This window comes from Nocardia sp. NPDC052254 (assembly GCF_040679495.1).
Taxonomy (GTDB): Bacteria; Actinomycetota; Actinomycetes; order Mycobacteriales; family Mycobacteriaceae; genus Nocardia.
Genome location: NZ_JBFAUW010000009.1, coordinates 1 through 26330, shown reverse-complemented (window position 1 = coordinate 26330; position 26330 = coordinate 1). Strand labels below are relative to the sequence as shown.

Below are 26330 nucleotides of genomic sequence, written 5' to 3'. Positions count from 1 at the left end.
GGCACCGGTGCCCGCAGATCGGGAGAGTTGTTGTGGCACAGAAATACACGCCGCAGGTTCAATCCGATCTCTCCGGGATGCACGGGCAGTACCGCGCATTGCTGGATCGGGGACATCGCTGGTCGTTGCGCGAGCTGTTCAGCACCACCGATTGTGATATCGCCGAGTATTGCGGCGGCTTCGCGCCGAACCGCTTCGGCGACCAGGCGTGCGCGGTGGTCGAGGATTTCTGCCGGGGCCACGACATCTGGCTGGAACACGGTGGCGCGCAGTACAACAGCATGACGCCCTATCTGCACCCTCGGGCCGCCACCGCCGAGCGGATGACGATCATCGGGATCTACAACGCGATCCTGTTCTGGCTCAACGACACCGTCGGCCGGGAGAAGTTCGGCCATCTTTCGGCCGCGGAGCAGGCTCGGGCACTGCACGAGGTCGACCGGCTGTGCCGATTATTCGAGGCGGACCACACTCCGCCCCACCCCGCCCCGCCAGGATCGGCCCCCATCGAGGCCGCCACCACCGAATTCCTGTCGATCCTCGCCGACTACGCCGATCCGGCCTGGTTACGACGCTTCCGACAATTGACCGTCGCCCATCTGCAGCCGGCCATTCGCGATCAGAACGCCAGTGCGCGCCGCGACCTGCTCGGCGTCGGCGAGTACATCGAACTCCGCAATCAGATCTCCGGCATGTACCCCGCGATCGCGCTCTGCGATTTCGCTCGCGGTGTGGTGTTGCCGTGGGAGCGGATCCGCGCCGCCGGGCTCGACGAGGATGTTCGCGATCTCATCCGGCTCACCGCCGAGATCGGCGCATTGATGAACGATGTCTTCTCCTTCGAGAAGGAGTGCATTGTCGATCGTTCCGATTTCAATCTCGTTCCGATACTGCTGCTCAACACACCCGGTGCGACGCTGACCGATGCCGTGACCGCCGCCGCCACCGTCGTTCGCGACCGGCTGACACAGTTCCGCACCCTGCGAGCGCGCGTACTGCGGCACTGTGCGACCAGCGGAGACGACGAGCTCACCGACTCGATCGCCGCCTATCTCGAAGATCTGGACCAGTGCGTGCAGGCCAGCTGGGTGTGGCAGTGCACGACCTCGCGGTACAAGGGCAGGTCGATCTTCGTGGAGGATCACGACGCCTGAGAGGTGTTCCCTGTCGTGAGAATTTCGCCGTGCAGTACTTTTGCAGCAGCGGCCTTTAGCGTTGCGTATAGAGCGGTATCAGCCGGAGGAGGCACTACCGGACGCCCGGCTCCGATGGGCGCCCGAATCGGGCAGGGGAGTTGCAGTGGACGACCTGGAGTACACCGCGTTCGCCCAGCAGTGGCGACGCGCCTTGGCATCGCTCGCGGACTCCACTCCCTACACTGATGTAGCAATATCGCTGCTCAGCGAGTTGCTGCACGATCTCCGGACCGGAGTCGACGCCCCGGAATTCGACCCCGCCGTCGGCTCCCGGGTGGGCGCCGCGCTGGCAGACGCCCGGCTGACCGACGCCGCGGTGCCCGTGGTGTCCGCACCGGTGCTGTATGGACTCATCGAGTACTGCGACCATCCCGAAGCCGGTCCACGGCTGGCGGCCTTGCTCGCCGCATTCGGACAGGGACATCGCGAGGCTTCGGTTCCCGACGCCGCGGTCCAGTCCGAGTACGACAAGCGCTTCCGTATCGTGTTCGACCACGCGTCCATCGCCATCGCGGTCGGCGACACCGACGGCGCTCTACTCGAGGCCAATCCGCATCTGGCGGCGATGATCGGCGTGCCGCAGGAGGCGCTGCACGGCATCTCGGTCTACGACTTCGCGCATCCGGACGATCAGAACGAGATCCGGCGAATGGTCTACGAAAAGCTCGTCCCGGCCCAGGAGGGCACCGCCCGGATCGAGCGGCGCCTGCTGCGCGCGGACGGCAGCGTCGGCTGGGCCGCCTTCGCCATCACCTACGTCAAGGGCGCCGGTGACGAACCGGACTACCTGCTGGCGATCGGTGAGGACGTCACCGAACGCCATCAGTTGCAGGAGCAGTTGCACTATCAAGCCCGCCACGACGCGCTCACCGGCCTGCCCAACCGCCGGCATCTGCTCGAACAGCTCAGCGCGGTCATCGAGGTGGCCGAGCCCCCCGATCGGATGGGGTTGTGCTTCACCGACCTCGACCACTTCAAAGAGGTCAACGACCGCTACGGCCACGGGACCGGCGATCAGGTGCTGGCGACGGTCGGCCGGCGGCTGGACGACAGCCTCGACGGGCTGGGCTGCCTGGTCACCCGTATCGGTGGCGACGAGTTCGTGGTCATGGTGTTTCCGCCGGCGGACAACGAGCGGGTCACCGCGGTCGCCGATCGGCTGCGCGGTGCCCTGTCGGAGCCGATCGTCGTCGGCGGTCATCGATTGCACATCTCGGCCAGCATCGGCGCCGTGGTCACCCCGATCGCCGGCACCGATCCGGAATGGCTGCTCGACGCCGCCGACACAACGCTTTACCAGGCGAAATCCGATGCCAAGGGCGATTGGATCCTGCACAACGTGCATCGCGCGGACGGTGACGACAGTCGCGTCGAATCCCGCTGATCGACAGCGTCATCGGCGGCAGGTACGCACCTGCACCCCACACCCGGCAGCGACCTCACCACCCACCACCGGCACGGATTTCCGATCGGGTGCGCGCCGCACCACCCCGGACGGGCGGTGCGGACCGGCGGATGCGCCATATGCCGTCAACACCGCTGAGCCGACGACGGCCACGAAGACAACGACCAGATACAGCACCATCGCGCTCTCCTGTCCGAGGGCGTGGTGCGCGTGAGCGAGAACGTCACGCACACCGAGCAGACAACTCGCGCGGTGGCCGACCGCGACACCCGGACTATCGGAGCGGCACACCGAAAGTTACATCCCGCGCTTCCCGTTCTTCGCCCTGCGCGCGGACCGACCGCCGTGGGCGGTATGCCCCGCCCGGAACAGGATGTTTCCGTCGCGGCGTAGCCTGGCAGCTCGTGGCGGTACCCATGACACCCGATCCCGCAGGCAGCTCGGCGCGCCTGGCCACTGCGTGCCGCGACGACATTCCCGAGCTCACCCGGCGGCTGATGGTCGCGATCTTCACCGACAACCCGGAGTGGACCGACTATTCGGCCATCACTCGCGAAGATCTCCACGACGGCTGCCGGCGGTACCTGAACCGCGTTCTGGACCTGCTCGAAGTCGGCGGCGCCGGTGCCGAGGACGATGAGGTCGCCGCATCGATCGGCAGTCAGCGTGCCGCGCAGCGGGTGCCACTGGAAGTGATGTTGCGGACCTTCCGCCTGGGAGGTCGTGTCGTATGGGAAGCGCTGTCGGATCGGGCCGCGGTGATACCCGCGGCCGATTTCAGGGAGGCCGGCACCGCCATGTGGGCGGTCGTCGACGGAATGTCCTCGGCACTGGTCACCGCGTATCGCGGCACCGAGCTCGACCGCGTTCGCCGCAAGGAACGCCGGCGGCACGCCCTGATCGAGGATATTCTCGCCGGCCGCGCGCGTGATGCCGTGTTCGCGGCCCGCGCCGCCCGCGAGTTGAGCATGCCGCCCACCTGTGACTACGTCGTCGTGGTCGCCCGGGGGGACGCGTATCCCATGCGGCCTGGCACCGAAACAGCATTGGCCGCCAAGGGAATTCGCTCGATCTGGCACGATCGCGGCGACTCGGCGGTCGGTATCGTCGCCCTCGAGCAGCACCTGCCGCACCACGTGGCCGACATCGTGCGGCCCCTGGTTCGCGGCCGTGCCGCGCTCTCCCCCACCGTCACCGGACTCGCCGAGCTCGACGTGGCCGCCTCGCTCGCCACCCTCGGGCTCGACACGGTCCCGGCGAGCTCGGCGGGCGTGCTCACGTCGCTGGATACTCGTTATCCCGAAGCGCTGCTGCTGCGTTCACCGGACCTGGCGAGGTTGCTGGTGCGCCGATCACTGGGACCGATTCTGGCGCTGCCGCCCAGAGAACGGGACATGCTGCTGCACACGTTGACGGTCTGGCTGGCCGAAGGCAGCTCGGCCGCCCGTGCGGCTCCACTGCTGCATTGCCATCGCAACACCGTCATCAACCGGCTGCAACGCGCCGCGACGCTGCTCGGGCATCCGCTCGAGGGACAACGCCAGCACCTGGAACTGTCCCTCGCGCTCACCGCATTCGAGTTGCTGGACCACTCGGCCGACTGAGCTGCGACGACTCGGCCCCGAGCCGGCGGAATTGGGCACAACGCCCAATTCCGAGCCTCGATCACTGGGCTTGCTGGGAATTGTCCAGCGCCCGAGCACAGACAAGACTCCACCTGATGACCCACACCACAACCGGATTCGGGTCACGCACATCAGGACGAGGAGCACCACAAGTGCCGGAATTCGATCTCGTGATCGTCGGCGGCGGGCCGGGCGGATACGTCGCGGCGATCCGCGCGGCCCAGCGCGGCCTGCACGTCGCTTTGGTGGAGAAGGAGCGCCCCGGCGGGGTGTGCCTGAACTGGGGCTGTATCCCCACCAAGGCGATGCTGCGATCCGCCGAGGTATTCGAAACCGTCAAAGCCGCGGCAGCTTTCGGCATCGACGCCGACAACGTCCGGGTCGACTTCGCGGCCGTCCGGCAGCGCAAGGACGGCATCGTCAAGGAACTCACCGACGGCGTGACGGGTCTGCTGAAGGCCAACGGAGTCACCGTCATCGAGGGACACGCACGGTTCACCGGCCCGACCACCGTCGAGGTATTCGAGCCGGGCCCCTCCCCCGTCTTCGCCGGTGGACCACGCTATGCCGCCACCCCGTCCGCCACCGCGATACGCACGGTCACAGCCACCGACGTCGTCGTCGCCACCGGCTCCACGCCCGCGCTGCTGCCGATCCCGGGCGCCGACCTGCCCGGCGTCATCACCTCCGACGGCGCGTTCGGAGTGACCGAGGTGCCCGCGCGGATCGTCGTCGTGGGCGGCAGCGCCGTCGGCGCCGAATGGGCCAGTCTGTTCGCCGCCTTCGGTGCCGCCGTGACCATCGTCGAGATGCAGGACCGGCTGGTTCCGGCGGAGGACAAGGAAATCGGCGGCGCACTGGGCCGATCGTTCACCGGACGCGGTATCACCGTGCTGACCGGCACGACGGTCACCAGCATCGCGCAGACCGGCGACGCGCTGGTCGTCGATGTCGGCGGGGCAGCGACCCGGGGCATCGAGGCCGACCTCGTGCTGATCGGAGTGGGCCGCCGTCCCAACACGGCCGACCTGGACCTCGACGTCGCCGGAATCGACACCGACGCACGAGGTTTCATCCCGGTCGACGACCACATGCGGACCGCGGTCGAGCACGTCTACGCCATCGGCGATGTCACCGGCACGGCACTGCTGGCGCATGTGGCATCCCATCAGGGGCTCACCGCCGCCGATGTCATCGCCGGCCATGATGCCCGCATCGATTACGACGTCATTCCCGCGGCGACGTTCACGCATCCGGAAATCGCGAGTGTCGGCCTGACCGAGGACGCCGCCCGTGCCGCCGGACACGAGGTCGTCACCGCGAAATTCCCCTTCGCCGCTCTCGGCAGAGCGAAGACCCTCGGCGACAGCGAGGGCTTCTGCAAGATCGTCGCGGGCGCCCGGCATCACGAAGTCCTCGGCATGCACATCATCGGCCCATCGGCCGGCGACCTGATCACCGAAGGCGCACTGGCGATCACGCTCGAAGCCACCCTCGACGAGCTCGCCGAGACCATCCACGCCCACCCCACCCTGGGCGAAATCGGTATGGAAGCGGCCCTGACCGGGCTCGGCCTGCCGGTTCACACCGCCCCGCCCCGCAAGCGTTGAGGAGCACCACCGTGACTGCCACAACCCCGCAGCAGACCCCGCACAAGGCCGCCCGGCGTACCCGCCCACGAGCCACCACACCCGTGCAGTCCGCCGCCACCGAAGAGACGCCAACCCCGCCCGACTCCTTGGAATCACGTATCGCCGCAGAGGATCCCGATGTTCTGCGCACGCTGTACCGCGACATGGTGTTCATCCGCCGGTTCGAAGAGCGGACGGCGCAGAGCTACCAGCAGGCCAAGATCGGCGGCTATTGTCACCTCAATCTGGGTGAAGAGGCCACCGTGGTCGGGCTCGGCGCGGCGATGCGCCCCACCGACTACCTGTTCACCAACTACCGCGAACACGGCTACGCCCTCGCCAAGGGCATCGAACCCGGCCGGGTCATGGCCGAGCTGTACGGCCGCTCCACCGGCACCTCCAAGGGCTGGGGCGGTTCGATGCACATGTACGACACCGCGACCCGGCTGCTCGGTGGCTACGCCATCGTCGGCGGCCAGATCCCCCTCGCCGTAGGCGCCGCTCTGGCGATCGACTACCGCGGCGGAGACGATGTCGTCGTCTGCCAAATGGGTGAGGGCACAACCAATATCGGCGCGTTCCACGAATCGCTGAATCTCGCCGCGCTGTGGAATCTGCCGATCGTTTTCCTGGTCGTCAACAATTACACCGGCATGGGAACCACGGTCGAGAAATCCTCCGCCGAACCCGATCTGTGGAAACGCGCCGCCGCCTACCGGATGCGCGGCGAACGCGTCGACGGCACCGATGTGCTGGCCGTCCGTGACACCGCGCGTGAGCTCATCGAGACCGCGCGCCGCGACGGCAAGCCGGCCCTGCTCGAAGCCGTCAGCCACCGCCTCAAAGGCCATTCCGTGGTCGACCCCGCGAAATACCGCACCGAACAAGCGGTCTCGGCGGCACGCTCTCATGATCCGGTCGAGATCTGGACCGATCTGCTACTGAAAGCCGGTGTGCTGAGCGAGGATTCGGTCGAGGCCGTGACCGCCGAGGTGGCCGCGGAGGTCGTCGCCGCCGTCGAGTTCGCCGATGCCAGCCCGCATCCGGAGCCGTCGAGCCTGTTCGACTACAACTACGCCACCCCGATGCCGGGCGATTCCCGACGCCTGCCCGCCGACCCGCTCTTCACCGCCTGAGGACCCCCTGTGCCAATCATGACCTACCGTGAAGCGCTGCGCGAGACCCTGCGCGAACAGATGCGGCGCGACGACGACGTCTTGCTCATCGGCGAGGAGATCGGCGTCTTCGAAGGCTCCTACAAGATCACCGCAGGACTCCTCGACGAATTCGGCGAGAAACGGGTCCGCGACACCCCCATCGCCGAAGAGGGATTCGTCGGCGCGGCCATCGGCGCCGCCATGCTCGGCCTGCGCCCGATCGTCGAGATCATGACGATCAACTTCTCCCTGCTCGCCCTCGACCAGATCGTCAACCACGCCGCCAAGATCTACGGCATGTTCGGCGGGCAGACCAGCGTGCCCATGGTCATCCGCACCCCCGGCGGCGGCGGCCAGCAACTCGGCGCCACCCACTCCCAGAACATCGAGCTCTACTACGCGTTCGTACCCGGTCTCAAAGTCGTGGCGCCGAGCACCCCTGCCGATGCTCGCGCTCTGCTCGAGGCCGCCATCGCCGACGACGATCCGGTCCTGTTCCTGGAAAACCTCTCGCTCTACAACACCAAGGGCGAAGTGCCACAGGATCTCGCACCGGCGCAGATCGGCAAGGCCGCCGTCACCCGCGAAGGCACCGACATCACCCTGATCGGTTACTCGCGCATGGCCAACGTATGCGCCCAGGTCGCCGAAAAACTCGCCGCCGAGGGGATCTCCGCGGAAGTCGTCGACCTCCGCAGCCTGCGCCCTCTCGACCGCGACACCCTCATCCGCTCGGTACGCAAGACCGGATGCGCGGTCATCGGCGAAGACGACTGGCTCACCTACGGAATCGGTGCCGAAGTCGCGGCCTCGATCTCCGACGGCGCCTTCGACTACCTCGACGCCCCGGTGCGCCGCGTCGCCATGGCAGAAGTACCGCTGCCCTATGCCAAGCCGCTGGAGAAGCTGGCTCTGCCGTCCGCCGAATCGCTTTACATCGCAGCTACGGAAACCCTTGCGGCCGTGGGCAAGCGACGCTGAGAGGAAGAATCCTTGCCTGAAATCACCATGCCACGGCTCTCGGACACCATGGAAGACGGTGTCGTCGCGAACTGGCTCAAACACGTCGGCGAATCGGTACGCCGCGGCGAAGTTCTCGCCGAGATCGAAACCGACAAGGCGCTCATGGAGCTCGAGGCCTACGACGACGGGGTCCTCGAGCACATCATCGCCGAACCCGGGACACGAGTGCCCATCGGCGAACCGATCGCCATCCTCGGCGACGGCAGTGGACGCACGGCGATCCCGGCACGGTCCACCACCGACACCGGCACGGCCCCGGTCACCCCGAGTGTCACCGAGGCACCCGCGCCGGCACCGTCCGCCGCACCCGCCGTCGACGCTCGCCGCCCGAAGTCCTCACCGCTGGCACGCAAGATCGCCGAGGAACTGGGAGTGGACATCGCGGCCCTCACCGGGACCGGCCCCGGTGGGCGCATCACCCGGCGCGACGTCGAAAACGCGCATGCGGCAACCGCGTCCGAGGCACCGGCAGCCGCTACCGACAGGCGACTGCCGCAACCCGTCGCCGCGGTCGACGCCCCCGCCGGCAAGGCGTCCGGTGACTACGACGAGATCGCCCTGACCGGGATCCAGCGCGTGTCCGCCACCCGTCTGACCCAGAGCAAGCAGCAAGCACCACACATCTATCTGACGAGCGCCATCGACGTCACCGATCTGCTCGCCTTCCGCGCCCGGATCAACGACACACTCGCCGAAGCCGGCACCGGCAAGGTCAGCGTCAACGATCTGCTCGTCAAAGCGGTCGCGGTCACCCTGCGGGCCAACCCCGCCGTCAACGTGTCCTTCGCCGGCGACACACTGCACCAGCACCATGGCATCCACCTCGGTGTCGCCGTCGCCACGCCGGCCGGCCTGCTGGTTCCCGTGATCCGTGATGCCGACCGCAAATCGGTCTCGGCGATCGCCGCCGAAACGCGGGACAAGGCAACCCGCGCACGTGATCGAACACTCAACACCGACGACATGAGTGGTGGCACCTTCACCATCTCCAATCTCGGCATGTACGGGATCGAACACTTCACCGCCGTCATCAACCCGCCCGAGGCCGCGATCCTCGCCGTCGGCGCCGCCACCGACGAACTGCGACTCGACGGCGAGGAAATCGTCAGCCGAAAGATCCTGCGCGTCACCATGTCCGCCGACCACCGCGCCATCGACGGCGCCATCGCCGCGCAATTCCTCGCCCACCTCCGAGACCTGATCGAACACCCCCTGCGGATTGTGACGTAGGCGCCACCGCGCACGTCACAACCCCCGAAGCCGGGCGGCGCACTCGCACACCCGCGACAACGCCGCCCGGCCTCACCTCACCGTCATCCACACACCGTGTCTTGCCGCGCCCCGGCGACTCGCTCGGGTCGCGGTCTTCCCGGCGGACAGCGCATCAAGGTGCCCGCGCGGATGCCCGTCGTCGGTCGCCGGCGGGCATCAGGTCAGATCGAGCGACCCCGAGCGCTCGAGTGCGCTCTTTCCACGATCGTCAGTGTCCGCACCGCGTCCCGGGGATCGACCGGAACGGGGCCGCCGCCGGAAATGGCCTCGGCCATCCTGCGGTAGAACAACCGCCAATCCCCCGGCACGCTGGGGATCGACCGGGTGTCGCCCTCCGATCCGAGCACGCCCCAGTCCGCGGGTTCCACTGTGCCCCAGGGTTGTCCGGCAACGGGGCGGCGACCGGCACGCAGAGCACCCTCTTGCGGGTCGAGGCCGTAGGTGACAAAGGCGGCATCGGAGCCGAGAACACGGAATCGCGGGCCCAGCTGTGCGGCCACGGCACTCATCCACAGGTGGGAGCGGACTCCGTTGGTATGGGTGAGCGCGAGGAAGGCGTCATCGTCGGCCTGCACACCGCCGCGTCGGCGATCCAATTCGCAGTACACGTCGGTGACCGGGCCGAACAGTGTCGTTGCCTGGTCGATCAGGTGGCTGCCGAGATCGTAGAGAGTGCCGGCGCCCTCGGCCGTGCTTCCGAGTTCACGCCAGCCTCCCTTGGGCACCGGCCGCCAGCGTTCGAAGCGCGACTCGAATCGGTGCACCTCGCCCAAGCTGCCCTCGGAGATCAGCTTCCGGATGGTGCGAAAGTCGCTGTCCCAGCGCCGATTCTGGAATACCGACAGCGCCACCCCAGCACTGGCGGCCGCGGCGACCACCTGCTCGGCCTCGCCCGCGGTGACGGTGAACGGTTTGTCGACCACCACCGGTAATCCGCACTCGATCGCCTGCAATGCCAGCGGACCATGGGTGCGATTCGGCGTGGCAACGACCACCAGGTCGATATCGGACGGATCGGCGAACAACTCGACCGGCGTCTCGAGAACCCGCACCCCGGAGTGTTCCCGGCGCGCGTGCTCGGCGCGTTCGGCCGACGAGGTCACGACCACCGCGACCGTCATACCGGGGTCGGCGGCGATCAGCGGCGCGTGAATCACCGCCCCGGCCAGTCCGTACCCCACCACGGCGACTCTGAGCTGCGACATCTCGATAGCTCCCTCGGATCACGGGCTGTCGGATCATTCTCCACGCGGATGTTCGGTCATCGATCGGCGGGGACCGCATCGTCGGCACGAGACGTGCCGGTGCCGACGGCGATGAATGTCCGCCGTTCGTTTGGCAGCCGGACGGTCTCGGCCGACGAGTCGAAATGGTAGTCCAGCGATCGTGCGATCCGTACCGGATGCGATGCGCCCTCGGCTGAGCCACTATGTAGCGAACACTCACGGGAGCGGACCGCGCGCCGTGGCTGAGCTCAGAAAAGGCATGGCATGGAACTCGACGGCACGATCGCTCTGATTACCGGCTCGACAAGTGGCATCGGGCGCGCTACCGCCGAACTCATGGCAGCGGCAGGCGCACGAGTGATCATCACCGGACGCGACCTCGAACGCGGGAAAGCCGCAGCGCGAGCCATTTCCGGAACCGGCGCCGACGCCCGCTTCATCGCCGCCGACCTCACCGACCCGGAGTCGCTGCGGGGTTTGGCCGGCGATGCCGGCGAGGTCGACATCCTGGTGAACAACGCCGCCTTCCTGCCCACGGGCCTGACAACGGTCCAGGATATGAAGTCCTTCGACATCGCGCTCGCGACCAATATCCGAGCACCGTATTTCCTCACCGCGGCTCTCGTTCCCGCGATGATCGCCAAGGGCCGTGGCAGCATCGTCAACATCGGCACCATGGGAGCCCGGATCGGCATGCCCGGTGTATCCGCCTACAGCGCCACCAAATCGGCGCTGGAAGCACTGACGCGCACCTGGGCCGCCGAATTCGGCCCGGCGGGAGTCCGCGTGAACGCGGTCGCACCCGGCCCGACTCGCACCGAGATGGTGCTGGCCTCGATCGGCGAGGAGACAGCAGATCGGATGGACGCGGGCGGCCCGCTGGATCGGCTCGCGGCCCCCGCCGACATCGCCGAGGTGATCGTCTTCCTCGCCTCCGACCGCGCCCGCCACATCAACGGAACGACCATCGCCGTCGACGGCGGCCGCACCGCGGTCTACCGAAATCAGAGTGGGAACCAACTGTCCAGCCGGAGCACATAGCCGGATCCGCCGGTATCCGGACCTGACCGGCTGTGTCCGCTCCGCCCGGCTCGCGAGTGACCGCAACGCGGTGGGCGACGGGTGAGTGCCAACGGGCCGATGGTGGCGATCAGCATCGACAGGTCCCCGCCCATGCCCACGAGCGTACGGTGAGCCCGTTCGCTCCCGGCGCGTTCGCACGCTATTCGGCGATACCGGCCACTTCCGCCGCGTCGGGTTCACTCGTCGGCTTCGTCGCTGCGTCACGACGGGGAAGGATCACCGCGGCGGCCAGCGAACCCACGGCCAGCAGTCCGGCGGCGATGGTGAGCGCAGTGGTGTAGCCGTGAGCCAGATCGGTTGGGGCACTGGAGTCTCCGATGATGTTGCCCGCGATCGTCACCAGAATCGCCAGTCCGAGCGATCCACCGAGCTGACGTGAGCTGTTGAGGATGCCCGATGCCAAGCCCGCCTGTTCGGCCCCGACCCCGGCGACCCCGGCGACCCCGGTAGCCACCATCGCGGCGCCGATACCGATGCTGCAGACCAGCGACGGGCCGAGCACGGCGGTCACGAATCCGCTCTCGGTGGTGGCCTGCCCGAACCACAGCAATCCGAGGGCGCCCAGCAATCCGCCCGCCACGACCACCTGCCGCGACCCGATCCGGCCGATCGTGCTCTGCGCGGCACGCAGACCGATGACCACACCCACGCAGAACGGCAGGAAGGACAGGCCGGTGACGGTCGAACTGTAGGCCAGGACGCGCTGCAGGAACTGGGAGACGAAGTAGAAGCTGGCGATCTGGGCCGAGACGAGCATGAACCCGAACACCGTCGCACCGATCAGCGACCGCCGACGCAGAAACCCCAACGGCACCAGCGGATCGGTGGCATGCAGTTCGGCCCAGCCGAACACCGCGAGTGCCACGACTCCGGCGGCGAACCAGCCCAGCACGGTGGCCGAGCCCCACGCGTGTGTATCGGTGGAGATGATCGCAGCGACCAGCGCCGTCATCCCGATCGTCACCGACACGGCGCCGAGCACATCGATCGGACCGCGGCGCACCACGGCGGCATTGTCGATGCCGCGCAGCACCGCGGCGACCGCGACGCCGACGAAGACGAGGTTGACCCACATCACCCAGCGCCAGCTCAGATTGTCGGTCAGCAGCCCGCTCATCACGACACCGAACGCGCCACCCGCGGCACCGGCGCCACCCCACACCGCCATGGCCTTCGAACGTGCGGGACCCTCGGGAAACTCGGAAGTCACCAATGCCAACGACATCGGTGACAGCACCGCCGCCGCGACGCCCTGCACCGCCCGGGCCGCGATCAACTGCCAGCCTTCCTGCGCAGCGCCTCCACAGGCACTGGCCACGGCGAATACCGACAAACCGACCAGCAGCAATCGCCGGCGACCGGTCAGATCCGCGAGCCTGCCTCCGAGCAGCATCAGGCCGGCGTAGGGCAGTGTGAACGCGTTGATCACCCAGCTCAGTCCCGAGGGGCCGAAATCCAGCGCGCGATCGATGTCGGGCAAGGCGACGTTGACGATCGACAGGTCCAATGACACCAGGAACATCACCAGGAAGACCACTCCGAGGACAGCCTTCGGGTGTCCGTTTGCGCGTGCGGGCACCGTACCTCCATTATTAAATGACGCGTATTTTTATTAGGGTAAGCATGCCCTGACCATGTTGTCGAGACCTTCGATTCCAAAGAAGGGAGCGCCATGTCGCTCACCGCGGGCCGCAAACGTGGCCGTCCGATCCTGCTGGACCGGGAAGCCGTCGTGTCGACGACGGCTCGGCTGCTCGCCACCGCGGGAGTCGCCGGTTTCAGCATGCGAGGACTCGCCCGTGAGCTCGGCGTGAGCACCGCCGCGGTCTACCATCACTTCCCCACCAGAAGTGAGTTGTTCTTCGCCGTACTCAGCGCCCGTGCCGACGAACTGGACCGGCCACCGCTGCCGAGCGACCCGCGAGAGCGCCTCGTCGCGGTCGTGGTCTACCTCATCGACACCCTGCATCAGCTGCCGTGGGTACTCGACATCCTGGTCACCGGCGAGACCTTCGGCCGCGCGGCGATGTGGATTCTCGACGAATTCGTCCAGGCGGCACACGAACTCGGCGCCGATGACGAGAAGGCGATATACGTCTACGGCGTCATGTGGCGATTCGTTCTCGGCGAGCTCATGACTCGCCGCGCCGCCGACGAGCGCGCGCGAGCAACCGTGGCGGCCGGCCGGCCGCCACGACATTGGACGGACACCGCCACCGCGGAGATGCTGGCCGACTTCCCCAACGTCGTGCGAGTGCTTCCGCAGTGGTCGCGCTCCATCGCACGCCACGACACCACCACCGCCACCCGCGACATGCTCGACGGACTATTGCCCATCGGAGTCGAAAACATATGACGGCGAAGCGGATCCGGACGCACGCACCCGAACCACACCAGAAATCTCACTGCCCCGCAGCGCATTCCGCGCACCGAGGACTCGGACAACGCCCGGCATTCGGAGGCAGCACCCAGGAATCGCCTTCTATACCAACGCATTTCACGATGAGACCGCACTTGGGACACCGGGCGTCGAACCCTCGCGGACCGGCAAACCAATTGTTGAAAATCATTTTCATCCATGGTCAACTGTGACCATGATCGGAGAGCAGGCGACAACACCTGAAGGGCTCCGCTGGACGCGACAGCGTGAGTTGATCACGTCCAGACTCTCCACCCAGCAAGGGTTCATCACCGCACAGGAATTGCACTCACAGCTACGTCGCGACGGACACCGCATCGGCAAATCCACCGTGTACCGAACCTTCGCCGAACTGGGACGGGCCCAGCGTTTGGACATCGTCCGCCAGGAAACCGGTGAGCGCCGATACCGCTTGCGACGCTCCCCACGCCACGGATATCACCTGGTCTGCCGGGGATGCGGGGCAACCACCGCCCTGGACGCCGAGGCCATAGAAGGCTGGGTCGACCAACTACCTCAAGCCACCGGATTCAGCGCCATCACGCACAGACTCGAACTCAGCGGCGTGTGCACCCGATGCATGACGGCACAGCACGAACACACCCGCTGACAAACGACATCGCCACACGAATCCAGCTGCCCATCATCGGATTACGGCCGACCCGTGGTCACCACGAGGCCCCGGAGCCGGGCGACGCGCCCACATCCGAGGCAGACGACCACGCCTCCTTCCATCGCCGCCGAGCCACATGACCTTAATGATAATGTTTTTCAATAAGGGCCGTACGGCTGTGATGTGACGAAACTGGAGAAACGTGCATGGACGACTTCTACTCACCGGTTGCCGAGTTCTACGACCTGGTTCCCCGCGCCCACGCCGAGGGTGAGGCCGCCCTGCGAAAAGTCCTGGCGCAGGTCGAACCGAGTGCGGGCCCCGTGGTGGACATCGGAGCGGGCACCGGACGTACCTGCCGTATCGTCGCCGAGGTTCTCCCGTCGGCGAAGATCCTCGCCTGCGAACCGGCACCGGCGATGCGGGCGGTCCTGACTCACGATGTGATCGCCGATGAGGATCTGCGCCGCCGGGTCACAATCGTGCCGGAATCGGCCGACGCGGTCGTGCTGCCCGATTCGATCTCGGCGTTGATCCTGTTCGGTGTGCTCGGCCATATCGCCGCGGCAGACCGCCGGGCACTGTGGGATCGAGTTCTGCCCCGGCTTGCGCCCGGCGCACCGGTGCTGGTGGAGCTGCTGCCGGTCACCCGCCCCACGGCGCTGCCGGCGATGCCGCTGGCACGCGAGCAGATCGGCGATCTCGTCTACGAGGGCATGCTCGAGGCGGAGCCGATCGGCGGCGATCTGATCCGGATGACCTCCACCTGGACGATCAGTGGCGCGGCCGCACCCACCCGGGTGGTCCGCAACCGCAGCGAGTGGCACACCTTCGGCATCGATGATCTGGCCGGGGAAACCGGATGGGCGGGCGAACAGCTCACCGCACAGACCGGAGTGCTGCGAGCACGCTGATATCGGGCGGATGCGCACGCGGCCCCGAACGCGTGCGCATCCGCGCGGTTCTCAGTGTTTTTCTTCGACGCGCACGGTGATTCCGCCCTCGGGGTGCATTCCGATCAGCCCCTTGGGACGCACGTTCGTCGTCAGCAATTCGATGTCGACGCGCCGCGCGAGCGCAGCGCAGGCCGCCGTGACCGCCATGGTGGCGAAGGTGGCGCCGATGCAGCGGTGCGGGCCGAGGCCGAACGGCAGGAACTCGTATGGTGCCGGACGGTGGTATCGCTCGGAACCGGGCACCCATCTGCTCGGATCGAACCGTTCCGGATCCCGCCACACCGAGGGCAGGCGATGGGTGTGAAACGGACTGAAGATCAACAGATCTCCGGGCCGGAACCGCCGCCCCGCCAAGTCGAACTCGGTGGCGACCTTGCGCGAGACGATCGCTGTCGCGGGGTACAGCCGCATGGTCTCGGACACGATATGGTCCAGGCCCACCGCGGTCGTGGCCGCCGGGCCGCCGGCCGCGGCACGCACATCCGCCCACAGCCCGGGTTCGCGCAGCACGCAATAGAGCATCCAGGACAGTTGGGCCGCGGTCGTTTCGGCTCCCGCTTCGAGCAAACTGATCAATTGATCGGTGATTTCGTCGTCGGTGAGACGGGTTCCGTCGACACCGCGCAGCAGCGTGCCCAGCACATCGCGGCCGGGATCGGCCTGCCGGGCGCGCTGCTCGATCTCCGCGACCACCCAACGGTGTACCGACGAACGCGCGAGCAGCGCCCGGCGCCAGACGGCCGAACCCGCACCGCGTTCGAGGCTGCCGCCGAGCACATCGGTGTCGATGGCACGGTGGATGTCGTGCAGCCAGTCGTCGAGACCTTCGGAACGTCGCATGGCCGCTTCGCCGAACAGGCTCTCCACCGTGGCCAGGCGCATCGCCCGGCGCAACGGAACATGAACCTCGACAACGTCATCCGTGGCCCAGCCCGCCACGGCGGCCTCGATGTGGCGGACGACCGTGTCGCGGTGATCGCTCACCCGCCGCACGGTGAAGGCCGGTGCGACCAGCCGGCGCAGATGTCGATGACGTACACCGTCGTTGACCAGTAGCGCGGCGGATCCGGTCAGCGGCGCCAGTGCGGTGAAGGCTTGTTCCCAGCTGAACCGGTGACTGTTCGCGAGGATGAATTCACACGCCTCGGTGCCGAGGGTGAGCCAGAATCGCATCGGTTCCGCGCCGAGCTGGGAGAGTGTTCCATTCTCCCGGTACAGCCGCTGCATCGTGGCAAGCGGATCCGAGGAGAATGCCCGCAGATCCGACAGAGCGCGGGACGGATCCGGTGCGGTCACGTGCGACCACCCGCGAATGATGCCTGGGCGGTGACCAATTCGGCCAATGGCACCGGTGTGGGCGCCGCGGGCCGGATCAGCTCGGGCTCGCCGAGGACGGTCGTGAGTCGTTGCCAGATGGCGGTGACGGTGGTCGCCCACTGCCCGGCGCCGATGGATCGGCTCGGGTCGGCGATATCGGCCCGCAGCTGCGCGAGGGCGACCCGGATACTGTGCGGCCAGAGCTCGTCGAAGACCGTCCGGAACGTCGGGACGGATACCGGATTCAATATCTCGGTGCTCGGCACCTGCAGTCGCTCGGTCCCGGGTCCGGCCATGAGCAATCGCCCGGTCTCGTCCCGGTCGGTGTGCAGCCGTGGACTCCACAGCACCGGACCATGGGTGTCGGCCAGCGACAACACTCCCCCTTCGAACGCGATCGCCACCCGATGCAACAGCAGTGCGTGATTGTCGGGGTCGGCGGGATGGATCTGGTTCTGCACCCGCAACGACACCGGCACCCCGCCGATCACCGCGGTCAGATTGGTGTAGGGCATCGGCGAATCCGCCAATGCGATCAGCTCCGGTGGCACCGGTGCGGGCTCGCTGATCGTCCACGGCCGCAGCCGGCCGACAGCTCGGCCGATGATGTCGAGCAGTGAGTAGACCACCTGGCTACCGGCCGCGGCATCCACATGCAGCGGGCGTTGCCGCTCCCGGAGAATTTCGGCCGCCCGCAGGAACAGCTGTATCGGCCGCAAGTGCGGATAGAACGAATTGAGCCGGTACCGAACTCCGTGCCGGCGCGCGCTCACCAGACAGTCGGTGAGCTCGTGGGGATGCAGCAGATGCTCCTGCAGCACATGGATACCGCGGTTCATCAGGCTCTGCGACACCTTCGCGCCGTCACCGCCGGCGGCGCCGGCACGCACGGCGACACAGGCGATGTCGATATCACCGGGCAGTTCGTCGACGCCGACATAGTGCGGTACCCCATAGGTTTTCGCGTGCTCCAGGGAGGTGGCGCTGCCGCGCGAAACGACGCCCGCGAGCTCGAGGTCCGGGTCTTCGTGCACGGCTCGCAGGTATACCCGGCCGAAGGACGTGCCGCATACGACAACCTTCGGTACCGCCGGTGACGATGGTCGATCGGCGTTGTGCGCCGGTGGTGATTGGTTCACAGACTGCCTGTCTCGAGCGGTTCGTCGTGGGCGTGATGGTGGGTCTCACACACCGGCAGTGCCCCGAGCTCGGCCACCGTGTCGAGCAGACCCCGGGGATCGAGGACCTCGTCGGCGTGATGCAGACCTGCGGCGACCGCACCGGACAGCACCGCTCGGACGGCGAACGCGGCAGTCGCGGCGGTGAGTGCGAAACTGCTCGGAGTGCGCAGCACCGCGGTGTCGACGCGGTCCGGCCGGTGCACCGTGAACGCCATCAGATAGAAGGGGTCCAGCCCCGCCATATCGAGTTCGGCTGCCGCGCTGATCTGTTCGGCGATCGCGGCCAGGGCCGCCGCGTCGCGGCGCACCCGGCCGCGCAGCCGAGTGAGGGTGAGCCGCAACGCGTTGCCCACGAACACGTTGTGCCAGTGCAGATCCGCGAGTCCGGCCGACCTGGCCAGCCGTTCGGCATCGGCTGTCAGAAACGGCATCGTGGTGACGCGGCCGGGAAATCCGGCCACTTCGACGTCTTCGCGTGCCGGAAGGGCATTGCGTCGACGGCGGCCGCCCGTCCACGCGGCGAGAGTTTCGCCGTACCAGTGGCCGTCCTCGGCGTCCGAGCTGTCCAGCGACAGCGCGAGATCTCCCGCCGACGCCGGCGCGAACGCCTCGATGCCCCCCGCGTAGACGACGAGCCTGGCCCCGGTGAGGTCGTCGGCCAGTACGCGGGGAACGATATTGGCCAGCCCCGGCAGCATGCCCGCCGACAGCACCGCGACCCGCTCGGTGCCCAGCAGCGGCGAGCCTTCGAGCAGTTGGTGGGTGGGACCGTCCCCGGAGACATCGACATAGTCGCTGCCGGCCGCCAACGCGGCGCGCGCGACCCGATCCAGCAGCAGATAGGACGGACCCGCACAGTTGAGCACCAGCCTGGTGCCCGCGCAGAACCGCGCCAGTGAGTCCGCGTCGCGGACATCCACCCGGCACCGTTCGACACCGGGTGGCAGTGCCGCCGGCCCGATCCGGGTCACCTCACGTGCCCCGATCCGCAGGTCGTCGATACCGAGCCGGGTGAGCATCCGCACCGCCGCCCGCCCGACCACCCCGGTGCCGCCGAGTACGGCCACCGGTCCTCGCGAGCCGGTCACGATCGTCGCTCGCTGCCGGCGTCCGCGAGTGGCGCGGTGATACGCGCGGCCAGCGCGGCCGCGTGGGTCGCGGACATGCTGGTGAGGTGATCACCGGCAATGTCGTCGATGACGAGGTCACCGAGCCCGACACCCGACCAGAACCGCTCCACCTCCGCACGCGTGCCCATCAGTGTGGCGGCACCACCATTGCTCAGGACCCGCAGGGGACCGAAGTAGGGCTCGGCCCGGTGTGCGCCCATGGCCCGCAGGTTGTGCGCGAAAACCTCGAACTGCCGGTGGAACTCGTCGAGTGCGAGTCCACCCGCCCGGTACGGTCCGGTGCCCGAGGTCGCAGCGGCGTGCAGTGCGGCGAGACGTTCCGCGCGCGCAACGGTCGACAGCTCCCGCGCCCGCGCCGCCAGCGGTGCCCACTCACCGCTGAGCCCGATCAGCGCACCAGCGGGGATTCGGCCCGGGGTGCGGTCGAGGATCGAGCGCAGTGCGTTGTCGAATGCGTCGGTGTCGGCGGGGAATCCGATCATGGCCGGGTCGACGCCGATGGACTGGGCGAACACGTACTCGGTCAGCAGCTCGTCGTGCACCGCGGGCGGTTGATACGACCCGATGACGGTGAGCTCGTCCACCGTCGCACCGGCCTCGGTGAGGTGGCGCGCGATCTCCGCGGCGAGCAGGCCGCCGACCGAGTATCCGATGATTCGGAAGCGGCTGTCGCGTTCGAGCAACTCCCGCGCGTAATCCGCTGCCTGCCTGGTGATCACGGTTTCGGCCGGGAACGCCAGATACCGGTCCGGATCGACGACTTCGAGACCGAGCAGGGCACCGGGATGCGCCTCCCGCAGATGCGGAAGCAGCGCGTCGTAGGGCGACAACGTTCCGGTACCGCCGTGCACCAGCACCCACGTGCCGGTGTCGTGTCCGGCCGCACCGCCGAGCGAGCGCACCGCGCTGCGCCGATCCGCCGGTGCCGCGGGGGCCTGCCCACGGTGGCGGCGGGCCGCGAGAGCGGCGACGGTGGGGTTGCGCAGCATGTCACGCAGCAGTTCCTGCCATTCGATGTCGGCCACCTCGGGAACTCGCTCCCGCAGTTTGCCGACCATCTGTGACAGCAGCAGTGAATCTCCGCCCAGGGCATAGAAGTTCTGGTCGCGACCGACCTGCGGGACGCCGAGCATCTCCTGCCACAAGTGCGCGATCCGCTCCTCGATCTCGTCGGCGGGCGCGACATAGGAGGCGTGCTCGGCGGCGGCCGGAGTCGCGGCGGCGCGCTCGGCCAGCGCCGATCGGTCCAGTTTCCCGTTCGCGGTGCGCGGCAGCGCATCCAGCAGGTTCATCTCGTCCGGCACCATGTGGTCGGGCAGCAGCGTCGCGGTATGGTCGATGAGCTGCTGTTCGGTCACCGTATGGCGACCGCCCTTGAAACGGGCGAGAAAGACGCCCTGCCCCGAGGCGGCCAGCGCGGTGTCCTCGGCCGGCAGCACCCGGACGTGGTCGGCGCCGGCGGTGTCGAGCTGGCGCAGCCACTGATCTCGGGTGAAGAATGCCTGGCCGGTGCCCGCTCGAACATCGGTGAACGCGGTGAGTTCGCTGAAGAACTCGAATTCCATCGACACCAGCAGCGCGTAGTTGTGTTGCCGGGTGGGTTCCAGGAATATCAGCCATCCGCCCGGTGCGAGCAGGTCACGCAGCCGCGCCAGCACCTCGTCGGCATCGACGGAGTTGTGCAGCACGTTCGCGCACAGGATGACATCGGCCGAGTTGGGACGCAGTCCCTGGTCCGTGGCGTCGGCATTGATGTCGAAGCGGCCGTAGCGCACCCACGGATATTCCGCGAACTGTGTGCGGGCCTCGCCGAGGAAGTACTCCGACACGTCGGTGAACCGGTAGTCCGGTTCGAACTCGGCCAGCGCGGGAATCAGATCGGTACTGGTACCGGCGATTCCGGCACCGACTTCGAGTATCCGGAGCCGGTGCGGTGCCTGCCGGGCGATCTCGCGCACGGTGTCGATCACGATCCGGTGCGAGCTGCGCGCCACCAGGTTGGTGCGGTACACGGCGTGGGCAGCACCGGGTTTTCCTGCGGGGAACAGCAATTCGCGCACATCCAACGCGCCGCGCAGCAGGTCGTCCAGTCGGCTGCTGCATGCCCGGATGTAGGACAGGGTTTCGCTGCCGTAACCGACGATCTGCTCGAGCTCGTCGATGCGCCGCCATGCCGCCTCGACCGCGCGCGGGCCCGCGGCGATCAGATCGCGGTAGCGATCGCTGCGCGGATCGTGCACCACCGCGCCGCCGTCGGCGAGGGCGGTGAGCCAGCGTTTCAACAGTCCGTGCTGGCGATCGGAAACTCCGGTGGCCCTGGCGATCTCGGCGATGTCGTAGGCGTGCTCGCGGTCCTCGAACAGACCGTTCGCGCGGAGCTGGGCGGCAATGGACAGCATGGCCATCTCGTCGACCGCCTGCATCAGCGCGACGAACGATTCGCCGTCGATCTCGTCGTGTGCCGCGTCGGCGGCCCTGTCCGCGGTGGTGAGCACATCGGCCGCGGCCGACACGCCGAGGCCCTGGTCACCGCCGGTGTCGGTGGCGATTTCGGCGAACCCGCGCAGACGCGCTCCGGGGCCCCGCCCGTCGACCAGCACTGCGGCGTCGGCCACGGCGGGGTGGCGCCGCAGCGCGGATTCGACTTCGCCGAGTTCGACGCGGTGACCGCGGATCTTGACCTGGGTGTCCTCGCGGCCGAGGAATTCGAGCCGCCCGTCCGGGTGGAACCGGCCGAGGTCGCCGGTGCGGTAGAGCCGGTCGCCGGTGCGCGGATGCCGGATGAACCGCCGCGTGGTCAGCTCCTCGTCGCCCAGATACCGCTCGGCCAGTCCGGCGCCGCCGATGTAGATCTCACCGGTGACGTGTTCCGGGCAGTCCTGCAGCGCGGCGTCGAGTACGTGAATCCGCTGGTTCCGCAAGGGGACCCCGTAGGGGATGCTGCGCCAGTGCGGGTCGATCCGGCCCACCGGATGGTGGATCGACCAGATGGCCGCCTCGGTGGCGCCCCCCAGCCCGACCACGGTCGGGCCGGGCCGGTTCGCGCGTATCCGGTCGGGCAGATCCAACGGAATCCAGTCACCCGAAAGCAGAACCAGCCGTAACGATTCGGCCGGCGCCGCTGAATCGGCGGCGCCGGGTCGAGCCGAATCAGGCAGCGAGTCCACAACATCCAGCAGCATCTGCAGCTGTCCCGGCACGCTGTTCCACAGCGTGACCGAATGCCGCTGCACGAGTTCCAGCCAATGCGACGGGTCGGCGGCGCGGCCGTGTTCGGGGAGTACCACGGCGCCACCGGCCGCGGGCACGCCGAAGATGTCCCATACCGACAGGTCGAACGCCAGGCTCGCGACGCCGAGCACCCGATCCCCGGAAGTCAGCGTGAACCGCTCGTTCATGTCGTCGATCGTGTTCGCCGCCGCCCGGTGCGTGACGACGACACCCTTCGGTTCACCGGTGGAACCGGAGGTGTAGATGACATAGGCCGTCGCATCCGGGTCGTCGGCGACGCCGGGCACGGTGTCGATGCCTGGCAACAGATCTACGGCGATCGGCCGTACCTCCGCGGGGATCTCGCCGGCACCGTGCAGCCAGGACTGGGTGAGTGCCACCTCGATCCCGGCACGGTCGATGATCCGCTCCCGGCGGGCCACCGGCTCGGTGATCGCGATCGGCACATACGCCGCGCCGATCGCGGCGACCGCCACCGCGGCGACGATCTGTTCCGGTCCCTTGTCCATCACGATGGCCACACGGTCACCGGGCCGTACCCCCGCGTCCCGGAGCGCGGCGGCGCACCCACCGACCCGGCGCCGCAGCTCGGCGAAGGTGATCACCTCGTCGCGGTGAAAGACTGCCGGAGCTTGCGGATCGGTATCGGCGCGATCCAGAATCCGCTGGTGCAGCACACGCGGCGCCATGTTGGCGGCGGTGTCGTTGTAGCTGTCACGGCGGCTGCGCTGCTCGGGCGGCAGAGCGACCGGGTACTGCTCGGCCCAGACCTCGGGAGCACCGGCCAATCGGGTGAGGAGGTCGACGAACGCGGCGAAGGCCTCGGCGGCCGTATCGCCGGCGAGCGCGCCGCGACGCACGTCCCAGGCGATCATCAGTCCGCCGTCGTACGGGGTCACCTGGCAGTCGAGCCACACCTGCGGGGTGCGGGTGAGGCCCCGTCGAATCCGGCCACGGTTCGTGCGGGCGCCGTCATCCCGGCTGCCGAGCGTGCTGGTGAACACCACGGGCATGAGTACCGGATTGCCTGCGCGGCGGGTGAGTTCGCTGAGCACCTCCACGCCGTCGAACGATCGATGGTCGAGATCGGTGAACAGCTGGGCCGTGACGGCGCGGGCGCGATCGGCGAAGGTGTCGTGGCCGTCCAGATCGATGCCGAGGAGGGTGACCGACGTGAAATCACCTATCACCGAATCGATGTCGTCGTGCACCGGGAGCCGGTTGAACACCGGCAGGTTGATCGTGAATTGGCGCTTCCGGCTCCAGCGGCCGATGACCTCGGCGTATGCGGCGAGAACCGCACCGGACGGGGTCAGGCCGTGCGGGATCGCACGGCCGGCCAATCCGGCCAGTGCGGAGGCGGGCAGCCAGTGCTGCAATCGGTCGAAAACGGGGTCGGCGTTCGCGTCGGCGACGTCGCCGGTCGGCTCGGTGGCCAGCTCCGGTGCGGCGGGCAAGGTGTCGATCCGCTCGTGCCAGTAGGCGCGATCGCGTTGGTAGCGCGGGCCGTTGCGCCATTGCTGCGCGCCCAGGACGTAATCACGGAAGCCGATCTCCGGGGCGGGCTTCAGCACGGTGGCGTCGCCGGACGCGTGGACGAGGTCGTCGAGTTCGGCCAGGAGCAGCTGCAGGCTGGCGGCGTCGACCACCAGCAGTTCCACGACCAGATGCAGCACGCAGGCGGTATCGGTGCGGGTGGTGCGCAGGCCGAACAACGGCCAGGTCTGCGTATCGCCGGCCGGGCCGAGCAGTTCGTCGCGTTGCCGGTCGAGCACGGCATCGACCTGGGTGACATCGAAGCCCCGGACATCGGTCACCGAGATCTCGTAGTGCGGCACGGTCGCGGCGACCTGCTGACAACCGTCGGCGCGGACGGTGGCCCGGAGCATGTCGTGGCGTCGCACCAGGGCGTTCCACGCCTTGTCCACACTGCCGGGATCGACACCGTCGTAGGAGATTTCGAGGTAGCCGGTGCAGGCCACGCCTCCGAGGGGATAGGTGGGATCGCGGCCGATCAGGTAGGCCTGCTGCACCGGCGTCAGCGGGAACGCGTCGTGCGCGGCGGCCGGATCGGCGCAGATGCCGATGGCTGCCTGGTCCTGGGCGAGGTACTCCAGGAGCGCGGGTTTGTGGGCTGTCAACTGCTCCCGGAGTTGCGCGGTCACAACTCCCTGTGGGGCACGGAACCGCACCTGCTCGCCGTCGGCCCACAGGTGAACTCCTCGCTGTCGGAGATCGGTCACCAGGTCGGGGATGTTCACAGAGCACCTTCTTCGAGATCGATACTGGTTTGCGGTTGGTTGCGGACGAGTCCGGCGATGGTCGGGGTGGTGAAGAATTCGCGCAGGGTGACGGTGATTCCGAGTTCCCGGTCGAGGCGGCTCACCAGGCGGGTCGCCGACAGTGAGTCGCCGCCCGCACCGAAGAAGCTCAGGTGCCGATCGGCAGGCGCGGCGCCGAGGGTCTCGGACCAGACCCGTGCGATCCGGGTTTCCAGGCCTGCTCGGACCGGCTCGTCCGGGTCGGAAATGTTTGTGGCGGAGGCTGATTCAGCTCGTCGCAGCAGGGCGGCGCGGTCGATTTTTCCGTTGCCGGTCAGCGGGAGGTCATCCACCGGAATCAATTCGGGCATCCAGGCGGCGGGGATACGGTCGGCCAGGAAGGCGCGCAGATCGTCGGGGAGCACCGTGGGGCCGGTGCGTTCCGATTCCGGACCGGCCGGAGCCGATGGTTCGATGAAGGCGACCAGTCGCGTCCGGGGACGGTCCCCGATCGCGAGCGCCATCGCCCGGCGGATCTCCGGGTGGGCGGTGATGGCTTGCTCGATCTCACCGAGTTCGACCCGGTGCCCGCGGATCTTGACCTGACGATCGGCCCGGCCGAGGAATTCGAGAACCCCGTCGGACCGGTACCGGCCCAGATCTCCGGTCCGATACCAGCGGATACCACCGTCCTCGAAGAACGACGCGGCAGTGAGGTCGGGGGCGCCCCGATAACCGCGGGCGACCCCGGCTCCGCCGATCAACAGCTCACCCGGAACCCAATCGGGACGATCCCGGCCATTCTCATCGACGACACGAAACTGCTGGTTGCGCAGCGGCCGACCGTAGGGAATGGAAGTCCACCGCGGATCCACCGACTCGACCTCGAAGAAGTTCGACCAGATCGATGCCTCGGTAGCACCGCCGAGCGCGATGAATCGGCAGTGCTCCGACAGTGCCGTCAGGCGCCCCGGGAGGTCCAGGCCGACCCAGTCCCCGGACACCAGCACCAGCCGCAACGATCGGGCCGGATCGCCTCCGGTCTCGGCGACCGTGAGCAGCATGTCCAGCATCGCCGGCACCGTATTCCACACCGTCACACCGTGTTCGCGCACCAAGGCCAGCCAACGAGCCGGATCCCGCCGATCCTCGTCCGCCACGATCACCGCACCACCACCGGCGCCCAGCACACCGAACAGGTCGAACACCGACAGATCGAAATCGACTGCCGCCACCGCCAGCACTCGGTCATCCGCCCCGAGGTCGTAACGATCCTGCAGATCGGCGAGTGTGTTCACCGCCTGGCCGTGCTCGATCTCCACACCTTTCGGGACACCCGTGGAGCCGGAGGTGAAGATGATGTAGGCGAGGTCCGCGCCGCTGCCCCGGTGTACCGGGGCAGGTGCGCAGGTCTGCGCGTCCGCGATCGGAATCACCTGCACCCCAGCGATATCGGGTTCCCGTTCCTGCCCGATACCAGCCTGGCTGTCCTGCGGGCCGGGGAATCGGCCGGTGTCGTCGGTGAGGACAACCGCGGCACCGGCCTGCTCGACGATCGCGGCCCGCCGCCGCGGCGGCTGATCCACAGCCACCGGCACATACGC

At 67.9% G+C, this 26330-nt stretch carries 19 protein-coding genes; 11 read left to right on the top strand and 8 right to left on the bottom strand.

Annotated elements, in window-relative coordinates; genetic code table 11:
- The first annotated feature begins 32 nt into the window (after positions 1–32).
- Together AB0L57_RS22010 and AB0L57_RS22005 are read left to right on the top strand one after the other, a co-directional pair.
- Positions 33–1154 (top strand): terpene synthase family protein, encoded by a 1122-nt coding sequence (locus tag AB0L57_RS22010; protein ID WP_364965149.1) that lies wholly within the window; start codon positions 33–35, stop codon positions 1152–1154.
- A gap of 145 nt (positions 1155–1299) precedes the next feature.
- Entirely contained in the window at positions 1300–2580 is a 1281-nt protein-coding gene (locus AB0L57_RS22005; RefSeq protein ID WP_364965146.1) for a sensor domain-containing diguanylate cyclase, read from the top strand.
- 9 nt (positions 2581–2589) lie between these two features.
- On the opposite strand, the gene AB0L57_RS22000 is transcribed toward AB0L57_RS22005, so the two are convergent.
- Positions 2590–2892, bottom strand: coding sequence for a hypothetical protein (locus tag AB0L57_RS22000; RefSeq protein WP_364965143.1), 303 nt, complete (start codon positions 2890–2892; stop codon positions 2590–2592).
- A gap of 113 nt (positions 2893–3005) precedes the next feature.
- Between AB0L57_RS22000 and AB0L57_RS21995 the strand changes: the two genes are divergently transcribed.
- From AB0L57_RS21995 to AB0L57_RS21975, 5 genes are all read left to right on the top strand, one after another.
- Positions 3006–4205 carry a helix-turn-helix domain-containing protein gene (locus AB0L57_RS21995; protein WP_364965141.1) on the top strand — a complete coding sequence of 400 codons (1200 nt, stop codon included), beginning with the start codon at positions 3006–3008 and terminating at the stop codon, positions 4203–4205.
- 173 nt (positions 4206–4378) lie between these two features.
- Positions 4379–5836, top strand: coding sequence for a dihydrolipoyl dehydrogenase (lpdA, locus tag AB0L57_RS21990; RefSeq protein ID WP_364965138.1), 1458 nt, complete (start codon positions 4379–4381; stop codon positions 5834–5836).
- 11 nt (positions 5837–5847) lie between these two features.
- Positions 5848–6993 carry a pyruvate dehydrogenase (acetyl-transferring) E1 component subunit alpha gene (gene pdhA, locus AB0L57_RS21985; protein ID WP_364965136.1) on the top strand — a complete coding sequence of 382 codons (1146 nt, stop codon included), beginning with the start codon at positions 5848–5850 and terminating at the stop codon, positions 6991–6993.
- Between the two features lie 18 nt (positions 6994–7011).
- Positions 7012–7995, top strand: a complete 984-nt coding sequence (locus AB0L57_RS21980) for an alpha-ketoacid dehydrogenase subunit beta (protein ID WP_364965134.1) — start codon at positions 7012–7014, stop codon at positions 7993–7995.
- A 12-nt stretch (positions 7996–8007) separates the two neighbouring features.
- Positions 8008–9267: a dihydrolipoamide acetyltransferase family protein gene (locus tag AB0L57_RS21975; RefSeq protein WP_364965133.1), complete on the top strand. Its 1260-nt coding sequence runs from the start codon at positions 8008–8010 to the stop codon at positions 9265–9267.
- A gap of 203 nt (positions 9268–9470) precedes the next feature.
- Here AB0L57_RS21975 and AB0L57_RS21970 read toward each other — a convergent pair whose 3' ends face one another.
- On the bottom strand, positions 9471–10514 hold the full coding sequence (locus AB0L57_RS21970; protein ID WP_364965131.1) for a Gfo/Idh/MocA family oxidoreductase: 1044 nt from the start codon (positions 10512–10514) through the stop codon (positions 9471–9473).
- A 285-nt stretch (positions 10515–10799) separates the two neighbouring features.
- Between AB0L57_RS21970 and AB0L57_RS21965 the strand changes: the two genes are divergently transcribed.
- Positions 10800–11576, top strand: coding sequence for an SDR family oxidoreductase (locus AB0L57_RS21965; protein ID WP_364965129.1), 777 nt, complete (start codon positions 10800–10802; stop codon positions 11574–11576).
- Positions 11577–11757: 181 nt separating this feature from the next.
- Here the strand turns inward: AB0L57_RS21965 and AB0L57_RS21960 are convergent, their stop codons facing one another.
- On the bottom strand, positions 11758–13197 hold the full coding sequence (locus AB0L57_RS21960) for an MFS transporter (protein WP_364965127.1): 1440 nt from the start codon (positions 13195–13197) through the stop codon (positions 11758–11760).
- 93 nt (positions 13198–13290) lie between these two features.
- Between AB0L57_RS21960 and AB0L57_RS21955 the strand changes: the two genes are divergently transcribed.
- The 3 genes from AB0L57_RS21955 to AB0L57_RS21945 all read left to right on the top strand — a co-directional run bounded on the left by AB0L57_RS21955 (position 13291) and on the right by AB0L57_RS21945 (position 15564).
- A complete protein-coding gene (locus tag AB0L57_RS21955; protein ID WP_364965125.1) occupies positions 13291–13974 on the top strand; it encodes a TetR/AcrR family transcriptional regulator in 684 nt (227 codons plus the stop codon).
- 238 nt (positions 13975–14212) lie between these two features.
- The gene (locus AB0L57_RS21950; RefSeq protein ID WP_364965124.1) at positions 14213–14647 is read left to right on the top strand and encodes a transcriptional repressor; all 435 of its coding nucleotides are present in this window, start codon (positions 14213–14215) and stop codon (positions 14645–14647) included.
- 209 nt (positions 14648–14856) lie between these two features.
- Positions 14857–15564, top strand: a complete 708-nt coding sequence (locus AB0L57_RS21945; RefSeq protein WP_364965121.1) for a class I SAM-dependent methyltransferase — start codon at positions 14857–14859, stop codon at positions 15562–15564.
- Between the two features lie 51 nt (positions 15565–15615).
- On the opposite strand, the gene AB0L57_RS21940 is transcribed toward AB0L57_RS21945, so the two are convergent.
- The 5 genes from AB0L57_RS21940 to AB0L57_RS21920 all read right to left on the bottom strand — a co-directional run.
- Positions 15616–16902 carry a cytochrome P450 gene (locus tag AB0L57_RS21940; RefSeq protein WP_364965118.1) on the bottom strand — a complete coding sequence of 429 codons (1287 nt, stop codon included), beginning with the start codon at positions 16900–16902 and terminating at the stop codon, positions 15616–15618.
- Positions 16899–18062 carry a Gfo/Idh/MocA family oxidoreductase gene (locus tag AB0L57_RS21935; RefSeq protein ID WP_364965115.1) on the bottom strand — a complete coding sequence of 388 codons (1164 nt, stop codon included), beginning with the start codon at positions 18060–18062 and terminating at the stop codon, positions 16899–16901. The genes AB0L57_RS21940 and AB0L57_RS21935 overlap by 4 nt, the downstream gene beginning before the upstream one ends.
- Positions 18059–19192 carry a saccharopine dehydrogenase NADP-binding domain-containing protein gene (locus tag AB0L57_RS21930; protein ID WP_364965112.1) on the bottom strand — a complete coding sequence of 378 codons (1134 nt, stop codon included), beginning with the start codon at positions 19190–19192 and terminating at the stop codon, positions 18059–18061. Before AB0L57_RS21930 ends, AB0L57_RS21935 begins: the two co-directional genes overlap by 4 nt.
- Positions 19189–24726, bottom strand: a complete 5538-nt coding sequence (locus AB0L57_RS21925) for an amino acid adenylation domain-containing protein (protein ID WP_364965110.1) — start codon at positions 24724–24726, stop codon at positions 19189–19191. The genes AB0L57_RS21930 and AB0L57_RS21925 overlap by 4 nt, the downstream gene beginning before the upstream one ends.
- The coding region (locus AB0L57_RS21920; RefSeq protein ID WP_364965108.1) for a non-ribosomal peptide synthetase at positions 24723–26330 on the bottom strand (1608 nt) is incomplete at its 5' end. The genes AB0L57_RS21920 and AB0L57_RS21925, both read right to left, overlap by 4 nt.